Source organism: Mesonia algae (genome assembly GCF_003253545.1).
GTDB classification, from domain to species: domain Bacteria; phylum Bacteroidota; class Bacteroidia; order Flavobacteriales; family Flavobacteriaceae; genus Mesonia; species Mesonia algae.
This window is the reverse complement of the sequence record NZ_QKYV01000027.1, coordinates 1-2,276: the sequence shown is the minus strand read 5'-3', so window position 1 is coordinate 2,276 and position 2,276 is coordinate 1. Positions and strand designations below refer to the sequence as shown.

At 26.8% G+C, this 2,276-nt stretch carries 2 protein-coding genes; both read left to right on the top strand.

Annotated features, from left to right (window positions below):
- Positions 1 to 92 precede the first annotated feature (92 nt).
- Positions 93 to 1,361: a hypothetical protein gene (locus tag LX95_RS14440; RefSeq protein WP_146240808.1), complete on the top strand. Its 1,269-nt coding sequence runs from the start codon at positions 93 to 95 to the stop codon at positions 1,359 to 1,361.
- A 349-nt stretch (positions 1,362 to 1,710) separates the two neighbouring features.
- Entirely contained in the window at positions 1,711 to 2,172 is a 462-nt protein-coding gene (locus LX95_RS14435) for a hypothetical protein (RefSeq protein ID WP_111542164.1), read from the top strand.
- Positions 2,173 to 2,276 lie beyond the last annotated feature (104 nt).

Below are 2,276 nucleotides of genomic sequence, written 5' to 3'. Positions count from 1 at the left end.
ACTCGTACGTGTAAGGGATCACTAATCTAAAACACGTTATAGTTCTCCTCTCTTTCTATATAAAGTTATTTAATACAAACTAAAGAAACACGTTGGCAATAATTAAAAACAGAATGAACTTAATCCAGAAAATTAGAAATATATTTGGTAATAAAAATTCTTTAGAGAAGAAAATTGAAATCCTAATAACGCAAAATAATAAACTTCTAAAAGAAAATAATTTACCAAGTGAAAAATTAATAACTGATTTTGAAATAAAAAATAATAATGCGTCAGTTAAATTTGAAGGAATCACTGATAGTGAAATGATTAAAAAACTACCTGAAATTTATCTAAATAAAGAAAGTCAGGAAACAATATCAGGAACACTTTCAAACATTACTGGAGGATTAGCAAATGTAGGAATTACGTCTACTGCAACTTATGGTCTTTTTCAAGCAACAGCAAATCCAGCTACATTGATGCAACTTTCAAGTGGAGGAGTTGGATCTGCTGTAGTTAATGGTGGACAAATTACCCAACAAGCAGGTTTTGTTCAAGCAGGAACTACAATATTTACACCAATGATAATATTTCAAGTCGCATCAGTTATCACAGGTCAGTATTATATGAATAACATAAGTAAACAACTTAATTCCATTCAAGAAAAATTAGATGAACTTCTAAACCTTTTCCATATTGAAAGACAAGCTAAATTGGTAAAATCTTTTCAATTTATTTCAGAAATCCTAAATAAACAAAACTTTGTTATTGAGGACTTTGTCTTATTAAAAATGATATTGTCAGAATTAACAGATATTCGTGAGGAATACTTTTTAATGGTACAAAATTCAGTTGAAAACATTAAAAAAAATAATTTATATTCAGCATTAAACTCATTGAGCAAAGCAAAGAAAATAGCTCAAGAATTTGAAAAAACAGGTTTTATTTTTAAAATGAAAACCTCTTTAATCGCAGATGAATTATATCATTTAGCTAAAATGGCTGAATTCCATATGAACATTTGTTATAAGAATCCTGATTCAAATAGAATAAGTCACTTATCCGAAAAATTTGAAGAAATATCAAATTTTGATATAAACGAATTATCATTTAATAGAACTAACGACTTATACAAAGAGATAAAAGAAGATACATTAGGTTGGATTAAATATTCAGAGAAAGAGTCTTGGTTTAATGAATCTGAAATAAAGCTAATTAGAATAAATATTGAAAACGGTTTCAATGAATTTGAAAAAGTAAAATCTGAAAAATTTATATCAATAAATAAATCATATAAAAATTTAACATTACCATTTAATCAAGACAAAAAAATAATAATTGACAATAGAGAAGGAAAAGGAAAATTATATATTGAATAATAACTATTGCCAACACCGTGTATAATTCATTGCTAGTTCTAGCCTATTTACGAAAGTCCTCGCGGACTTTCTATCTGTGATTTATTTGCTAATTTTAGTGCTTAAACACGCAACGAAATCATACACAAAACCGTTGTATGTAAGTTAAAAACAGATATATGGAATAATATTTGTTTAGTTATGAATACATTTATACATTTGCAATATGAAAACTAAAAGGCTTCACATATCGAAACCCTCTAAAGAGCTACTCGAGTTTGTAAGAGATTTACGCTCTAAAAAGCAAGAACGAAAATCTGAATACCGTTCAAACAGAGAGTTATACTTTCCAAAATAAGTACTTTTAATATTGGAAAAAGAGATTCCTTTAATAACTGATGAGGGTTACGAGTACCTAATTGTTTTTAAGGAATTTTGTAATACCCCCAGAGATTATGGAATTGTAATAATTGATGTCTCTATCATCTTAATGGATGATATTACTCCTATTAATAGTTTAAAAACATTTTTTAGATTTTCAAAATTAATATTGGATTATTTGAATGAGAATAATGTAGTATTATACTATTACTGTGACACTTCAAATATAACTATAAGAAGTAATAGGATACGAAAAATAACTCCGCAGGAATTTAGGAGTAAACTATTTTCTATAATTTTTGAGAAAATAAACTCACAAGATTTCATAGAAAAACCGATAAAAATAAATGACCCTGAAAATGGACATCATTATACTTCCTTAATTTGCCATAAAGAAAATTTCAAATTATTACTTGAAATAGAAAAAGATTTAAAATCTACAGAAAAATAAAAACCTACACACAACAAAGAACTGAGGTAAAAACCAACTCTTTTCTACATTAAATTTGAGACATACATTACCTGTGTCAAAATCTTTATAAACAGATTTTAACT